4 protein-coding genes are annotated in these 8,281 nt (G+C 40.9%); 2 read left to right on the top strand and 2 right to left on the bottom strand.

Features of this window, described 5'->3' with window-relative positions:
- Positions 1 to 166: 166 nt before the first annotated feature.
- Both Q0X25_RS02210 and Q0X25_RS02205 read right to left on the bottom strand, forming a co-directional pair.
- Entirely contained in the window at positions 167 to 2,035 is a 1,869-nt protein-coding gene (locus Q0X25_RS02210) for a DUF6020 family protein (protein ID WP_298578783.1), read from the bottom strand.
- 251 nt (positions 2,036 to 2,286) lie between these two features.
- Positions 2,287 to 3,303, bottom strand: a complete 1,017-nt coding sequence (locus Q0X25_RS02205) for a glycosyltransferase (protein WP_298578782.1) — start codon at positions 3,301 to 3,303, stop codon at positions 2,287 to 2,289.
- Positions 3,304 to 3,823: 520 nt separating this feature from the next.
- Between Q0X25_RS02205 and Q0X25_RS02200 the strand changes: the two genes are divergently transcribed.
- Together Q0X25_RS02200 and Q0X25_RS02195 are read left to right on the top strand one after the other, a co-directional pair.
- Positions 3,824 to 5,044 (top strand): nucleotide sugar dehydrogenase, encoded by a 1,221-nt coding sequence (locus tag Q0X25_RS02200; RefSeq protein ID WP_298578781.1) that lies wholly within the window; start codon positions 3,824 to 3,826, stop codon positions 5,042 to 5,044.
- A gap of 71 nt (positions 5,045 to 5,115) precedes the next feature.
- A complete protein-coding gene (locus tag Q0X25_RS02195) occupies positions 5,116 to 8,241 on the top strand; it encodes a glycosyltransferase (RefSeq protein WP_298578780.1) in 3,126 nt (1,041 codons plus the stop codon).
- Positions 8,242 to 8,281: the final 40 nt, after the last annotated feature.

Here is an 8,281-nt window from a genome sequence, read left to right as displayed (position 1 = left end):
TTTCGTCGGCAGCGTCAGATGTGTCTAAGAGACAGCTACGAGTAAGGAATAGATAAAGGATCTTATTTTACTAGAGCGGATTTGTGTCGACATTTAATTAGTGCTACCCCACATTTATTTAGCTTGAAAACTGTTTAGTTGTGTTTAATGCTTTTCTGACCTTAAATTATACTCGTGTGAGCAAGGTACTATTCCTGAAACAACGACATACAGAAAAGGCAGCAATAGTAGGGGTCACAGCCATAAGTGGTAATGCATAACGTAGTAGGCCGTTTATAGGGCTAAGTACACATAGTCCCACATTAAGTGCTGCTCCCAAGAAAAGCCAAACGGAACATCCACGCCTCGTATACAACATAAAACCAGTAAAAAATAAAAGAATCCAAGTATAACTTGCTGGATTAACAAAAAGCGAGAGAACGGGATAGACCTTCCAGATACCAGTATAAGTCGTCATGATATCTCGACCTACCTGTGGAAACTCATAATGGAAATCAAACTCACCCGTTGCAACAGGTGCTCCCTTAATATAAAAAGAGTAAGATGAGAGTACTTCATGTGCTTTAAAGGGATAAAAATAGCCATAGGTATTAGCTAAAGTTGCATCAATATAAATCCTTGGATGACGGAGCCCCATTGCAAACCAAACTTTAAAGTACTCTATTAAATCCTTTTTGGTACTTTTCACCTTAAACATGCCCTTGACAGGATCCGCTTTATCAGGATCGTATCTACGTCCTAGTTGAGACGCTGGAAGCACTTGATTGATAATTTCAAACTCCTCTTTGCTCACTTCGTCTGAACGAAGTTTCATGAAACGCGCAGTCTGCTGAAATGGGACAGACAGAGCTTCTCTAACGGATCCTGGTACAACACCCAAGACACTCATAAGAGGTCCTGTAACGAGTTTAAAAATTACAAGCATGATGATTGCAGAACTACAGAGATACAAACGTAAGTGCAAAGTCTTTTTTCCAACTAGCGAAATAAGAACAATTAGCTGTGGGATACAAAAATAAATCCCATTATTGCGAGAAAAACTCACAACCAAACCTAATATTAGAAGCGTTAAGGTGTAAAAAAGAGGCGATCTCCTAAATGTATTCTCAAAGCTACCGTCTTTATTCTCCACATAAAGTTGAATACTTAGCGCAAAGAAGAGTGCCCATGTGGCAGAAAATAGTCCATCTTTTATGACGGCTTGGGCATATCCACCCCAGACAGGTAATACTGAAAAAAAGATTAGAGTTGCAATACCAGCACGTGATGACCATCTCTGGATGATTCGACAGACTATTGAATAACAGAGTGCCTCCGCAATCGTAAAAAACAGAACACAAGTAAAAATTCCAGCATTATTGCTCATATGATTACCCAATGAAACTAATACTCCGATTAACAAGGACATGAGATACGGATGATGATTAGATAGCGGGCTAATTCCAAAAGCTTGGTTTATTTCATAATAACCATCGTGTGGGACCGACCCTGGAAAGAAAACAATCAAGAACGGTGACCATGCAAGAATTAAAACAATAAAGAAGAAAACAAAAGAGTGGTTTGAAGGATGCCTACTCTTATCAATGCCATGCTTCATTTCAGCAAAACTATGTTCTAGCCAATTAAAGAGAAAGCAAATTGTAGCATCATATATATAGAAATATCCAAACAAAAAAAATATTGAAATGAAAAGCTGCTTTGGATTTTGCAATATAAACGCACTATTGCCCATGCGCGAAAAACTCACTCCTATAAGAGTGCATAGAGAAAAAAACAATGCAAGAACATGTGTACTAACCTTGCCGTAGCGTCGTAAGACGCTAAAAATCTTTCGGTGTAATGCAATTACCATCACAGATAGTATTGATATAGGTAACGCAGTTCCGTTAACCGAATCGACAATAATGCGAGTCATAGAAGTTGACTGAGAGACAACGCCCGTAGCCGAAAGAGCGATTACAGATACAGCTGCTAAAAATAGGCTTAAAATATCTAAGCTTAGCTGTTTATGCATATAACTTAAGTCTTGATTCACTATTCCACTCCTTAACAACCTAACACTATCTAAACAGTCATCTGCTCATTGGACTCACTAATATATCTAGCTTATGAATACCTTTATTGAAGATTCATGCCTACAATAGAGTAGGCATTCATTACTATATTTTCAAATATCTGGAGGCAGGGGCATAAACATTGCAGTTGGTGGCACTGGATATGTTGGACTTTCTTTAGCAGTACTTCTTGCTCAACATAACAGAGTAACAGCAGTTGATGTCTACACAATTAGTGAAGTATGCGTCGTTTAATACGGCGAGTTTTGTTATAAAGCCAGCTGTAAATTATTACAACGACAGGCGCATACATCAGATAAGCACGACGATATTTTGCTTTTATGCGGGACGAACGGACAATACATATTCCATTAACTCTTGAAACCATTCCACCAATTGCTTTTTTAATTTCAGGATCAGCAACATCAAAATTTTCATTAAGTAACTGTATATATGTACAGCAGCGACTGTAGTGACCTTCAAGAATACGTGGAGCGGTAATTTTTAGTCTCTGGATAATATCATCCATATCAAACCAGCGGTTATAAATAATTGCCGGATCCTTTACAACAGAAGAAGACCCTGCATTAAACTCACGATAGTAGTAAAGACATTCATCGACATAAACAATACTTGCGGCCTGTGCAAGCGTTTCAATAAACCAAGGGTTATCCGCCCAGCCTGCACCAGGTATTTCATGCATGCGAATATTTTTTTCTTCAAGAAAACCCCTACGATATACCGCAGACCAGATGCTGGGATGATGAAAAAGAAATTTTGCATTCTCCGCAAGAGTAAAACGCGTAAGAGGTTTAATTGTGCTGTGATAGTAAGCAGCAGGTTGCATATGTTCATGGGAGGTATTAGCATCAATAACACGCCAATATGCCGCTTTTACCACATCGGGAAAATTAGTCTTGCGAGCAGCAGTTATAAGCTTTTCAAACATATGCATATCTATATAATCATCTGGCTCTATGATAGAGATATACTCCCCTTTTGCATATGAAAGTCCCACATTAACTGCCTTGCCATAACCTCCATTTTGCTTATGAATTGCTTCAAAGCGCGGATCTTTTCTAACAAACGAATCGATAATTTGAGAAGAGGAATCTGTCGACCCATCGTCTATACATATGACTTGAATATCATTAAAGCTTTGCTGTGCCACACTTGCGAGACACTGTTCAAGAAAGCGCTCTACATTATATATAGGCAAAATAACGCTAAGCGTTGGTGTATCTACCACAGTTGACATCCTTAAAAGAGCTGGCTAGATCTTATGGAATGGCATCTAGCGCATAGAGTATAAAGTGTCTGGGAAGTGCTTAACCACCCGTCTTTGATTTTGCACCAAATATACAGCATGAGAAACATAGAAGAGAGAACTTAGGACAAGAGGTAAGCTATACCAGAAAGCGCCATTAACTGGTGAAAGACAACACATGATAAAGACGCCTATTGGCAATGCAAATGGAGCTAGTTTAGCCACTTTAATTCTTCTTGCGACTGCAAAAAAGCCAGCGCTATCAACCAACTATATATTCTAGGCGAATAAAATAGACTTAAAAAATTTGAGATTAGCTGTTTTCGCGTATAGCTTAAATCTCGAGTCACTCTATTCCTCCTTAACTACCCGCCACTAATCAAGCGTCTATGTGGTCTTTAACACATTAATATAACAAACTTATAGATATCTTTATTGAGGGACACGCCTACAATAAAGGAGATTCTTATGAATAGACTCTCAAATCCTTGGAGGCAGGAGCATGAACATTGCAGTTGGTGGCACTGGATATGTGGGACTTTCTTTAGCAGTACTTCTTGCTCAACATAACAGAGTAACAGCAGTTGATGTTGTTCCCGAAAAAGTTGACAAACTCAATAAGTGGCAAAGTCCCATTGTAGATACTGAGATTGAACGTTTTTTAAAAGAAGCGTCTGAAGGTAAGCGCCAACTCAATCTTACTGCCACTACTGATGGTGCTAAAGCATACGCTGAAGCTGATCTGGTCGTTATCGCAACACCCACCAACTATGACACACGTAAAAACTTCTTTGATACCCACTTTGTCGAACAGGTCATCGAACTTGTTCTTAAGGTAAACCCCACAGCCACGATGGTGGTAAAGTCCACCGTGCCTGTAGGCTATACCGAGTCTATATGTGCACGATACCCTCAGGGTCACTTTCTCTTTAGCCCTGAATTTTTACGCGAAGGTCATGCCCTCTACGATAATTTACACCCTAGCCGTATCATTGTCGGTATGCCTTCAGAGAAGATGCGCTCAGAAGCAGAACATTTCGCCACCCTTCTAGCAGAAGGTGCCGAAGATAAGGACGTTCCTACTCTTGTCATGCATGCTACCGAAGCTGAGGCAGTCAAGCTCTTTGCAAATACCTATCTTGCGCTTCGCGTAGCTTACTTCAACGAGCTCGATACTTACTGCGAGGTACGAGAGCTTGATACTGCCTCAGTTGTGCGCGGCGTCTGCCTTGAGCCTCGCGTTGGTGACTTTTATAACAATCCCAGCTTTGGCTATGGTGGCTACTGTCTACCCAAAGATACCAAGCAACTCCTGGCAAATTATCAAGATGTTCCTCAGGACCTCATAGGTGCCATTGTCCAATCAAACCGCACCCGCAAGGACTTTGTTGCTGATGAGATTATTGATCGTTGTCGCCTGCTTAAAGAGCAAGGTATCAAACACCCTCTCGTAGGTATTTATCGCCTTACTATGAAATCTGGCTCAGACAATTTCCGTGCCTCTAGCATCCAAGGCATCATGAAGCGTGTTAAGGCAAAAGGCTTCCAGTGCCTTGTATATGAACCTTCACTCAACGCTCCAGATTTTTTTGAAAGTGAAGTCACCCATGATCTTGTCTCTTTCAAAAAGCATGCTGATATTATTGTTGCCAATCGTTGGAATGATGATCTCAGTGATGTCTCATGCAAGATATATACGAGGGATCTTTTCCGTCGTGATTAAGATATCGTTGTAATGTAACCCTATCAATACATAGTTGAACGGAAGTTACATGTCCCTTGAACGGAAGTTTCATGTCACCCAAAATCTCAATTATTGTTCCTATTAGCCATTGCTCTCAGCATCTTGACCAAACCCTTTCCAGCATCTGCAAGCAATCGCTCAAGGATATTGAGGTCATTTGTGTCAATGGAATTGAAGATGAGCAGACAGGGCTTTGGATCAACAACACCATAGGCAATGATTCTCGCGTCAGACGTATTGACCTTACACACAAAGAAGAGTTTGAGCTTTATAACACAGGGCTTGAGGCAGCAACTGGTGAATACGTTCATTTTTTGTTACCTAATGACCGCATCCTTGATTTTGCATATGAAGCTCTCTACAACAAAACTCAGCGATACAACCTTGATTACCTACATTTTACAACTGCGCCTTATGACCGCAAAACAAAACAAGTACTAGATATTCCACAGTTTAATCTACAAAATTTAGGAGCGGGTGACTTTAACCGCATACTCAACCTTGATGCCACAAGTCTTTTATATACGCTGGATAGTTCGGCTTGGACTGGTCTATATCGCAGATCATTTCTGCAAAATCATGCTATTGATTTCGGTACACACCCGATACAGTTTGAGCTATTCTTCTTCTGGAGTGTAATTACATGTGAGCTCCGAGCCGCAATTTCTCGCGATTGTTTGATACTCCATGACTTTAGCGAACCAAAACTACCTGAAGGAAAAAAAGCTTTTGACTTTTTTAAAAAACATCTTGAGGCACTCGATATCCTGCGCACCAGTCTGTCAGAACGCGATGTTGCAGAAGATCTTGTCACTATTGCATTAAGTCAGTCCATTCGCCCTTGTATTGATGCAAGCTGGCATGCCGCTCTTAACGAGGTTTATGCGCCAGAGGTTAGTCACAAGATTGAGATTTGTATTAGAACTCTGCCTGGCTCATTGTGGAACGATGCATTCAAATGGCTCAAAACAGCACAAAATGCCGTAGCAGCTGATTGCCCACCTAGGCCAAAAACTTACAAAACACTCCCCTTCTTCCATGAGAAGTCTACGCATCCTGCAGTATCTGTCATAATCCCTACCTATAACCAAGAAGAATATCTCAACCAAGCTCTGTATAGCTTAACAACTCAAACACTTGAAAACTTAGAGTTTATTTGCATCAATGATGGTTCAACTGACCATTCCTTAACGATTTACCACGAGTATGCCACCATTGATAAGCGCTTTCGTCTCATTGATAAGCCAAATACTGGCTACGGTAACTCTATGAATTGTGGCATCGATATGGCTCGAGGTAAGTATCTTGGCATTCTCGAACCAGCTGACTATGTGTTACCAGAAATGTATGAAAGGCTTTATTCCATTGCAAATCGGAAATCCCTCGACTTTATCAAAGGTGATTTTTACAGATTCGGCACAGATGCCAACGGTATTGAAGATTTGCGTCTTAACTGTCTCAGTTGTGATAGCTCATATTATGGATGCATCATCAATACGAGCGCTGATATCAAAACGTTTACCTTCATTATGAATACCTGGTCAGGTATTTACTCAATGAACTTCCTCAACAAGTGGCATATTCGCCACAACGAGACACCTGGTGCCTCTTTCCAAGACAATGGGTTTTGGTTCCAAACCTTTGCACGCGCTACACGCGCCCAGTTTATCAAGACGCCTTTTTATATGAACCGTCGTGACAACGCTGCGTCCTCAGTAGCAAGTTCAGGCAAGATGTACGCAATGACCAAAGAATACGAATATATTCATGACTGGTTATGCTCTGAGCCTGGTCTACTTGAGCGGTATGAGTCCATCTATTGGTGCAAAAAACTTGATAATGCATTTTTTACCTATCGCCGCATGCCCCTTGCAGCAAAAGCAGAGTATGCCGAGCATATGCGCGATGAGTTCGCTGAGCCCCTTGCTCAGGGCAAAATTAATCGTGAATTAAGCGATGAGGTCCATTGGAAGTTGTTAGCAGAAATTATTGCAGATCCTAAGGCATTTGCTGAAAAAGTACGTGTTTCGATCATTATGCCTGTCTACAATGCTGAGCGCTATATTCGCGAGACTCTTGATTGTTTGGTATATCAACAGGACTATGCAGTGGAATTCATTTGTGTTGATGACGGATCAACTGATTCAACAAGTGAAATCCTTGATGAATATGCCAAAAAATTTGATCATGTAAAAGTAATCAGGCAGCAAAATGCAGGAGCGGGTACTGCGCGTAATGTCGGTATGGAACATGCACAGGGTGAATACCTTATGTTCCTTGACTGCGATGACATTTATGAACTCGCTCTTCTACGCACTGCCTATGAAAAGGCATATCTTCAGAACAGCGATATTGTGGTATTCCGCAGCGATGACTACTTCGAAGATGCAGGAACATATCGTAAGGCTCTAGACAGTATATGCACCAACCTCTTACCTACAATGCAACCTTTTGCAGGAGAAGATATCTATTTTGATATCTTCCGTGCCTTTATCGGTTGGCCTTGGGATAAGCTATTCCGTGCTGATTTCGTACGCAAATATGACCTAAAATTCCAAGAACAGCGCACAACCAACGATATGCTCTTTGTGTTCTCCGCTATCGTACGCGCTAAGCGTATTTCCACAATTGATACAGTCCTCGCTCACCACCGCCGTGCAAGTGGTTCACTCTCAGTGACACGCGAGAAAAGTTGGCGTTGCTTCTATGATGCACTTGTCGCATTGAGAAACCAGCTTCATCAGTGGGATCTTTGGGAACGCTATGAGCGTGACTTCATCAATTATGCACTAAACTTCTCACTCTGGAATCTCAATACTCTTCGCGGAGAAACTTATGAGTTGCTTTTCGACCTACTTAAAAATGAGTGGTTTGAGGATTTAGGTATTGTTGGAAAACCTGCTTCATACTTCTATCACCAAGACGACTATGAGAGCTATATCTTTATCTGTGACAATGATGCGAGTTTATATATCTCTCGTCGTATTAGTTTGCTCGCTGAAAAGAATCGTAAGCAGGCTGATCGCCTAACTGATATACGAAGCGATTACCGGAATCTTAATAAGCAATTTAAAGCTAATACCTCACAACTTGAAAAAATTCGCTCTACTTCCGCCTTCAAAGTGGGAACAAAACTACTCGCTCTTGGTTATAGCCTACAACTAATCAAAAAGTAATCGGAAGGTGAATTACAGACATCAAAGGGTATGCCATATT

Origin of the sequence: uncultured Olegusella sp., from assembly GCF_947253395.1 — a bacterium.
Classification (GTDB): domain Bacteria; phylum Actinomycetota; class Coriobacteriia; order Coriobacteriales; family Atopobiaceae; genus Olegusella.
The sequence above is the reverse complement of the archived record's forward strand: the minus strand, read 5'-3'. Positions and strand labels throughout refer to the sequence as shown.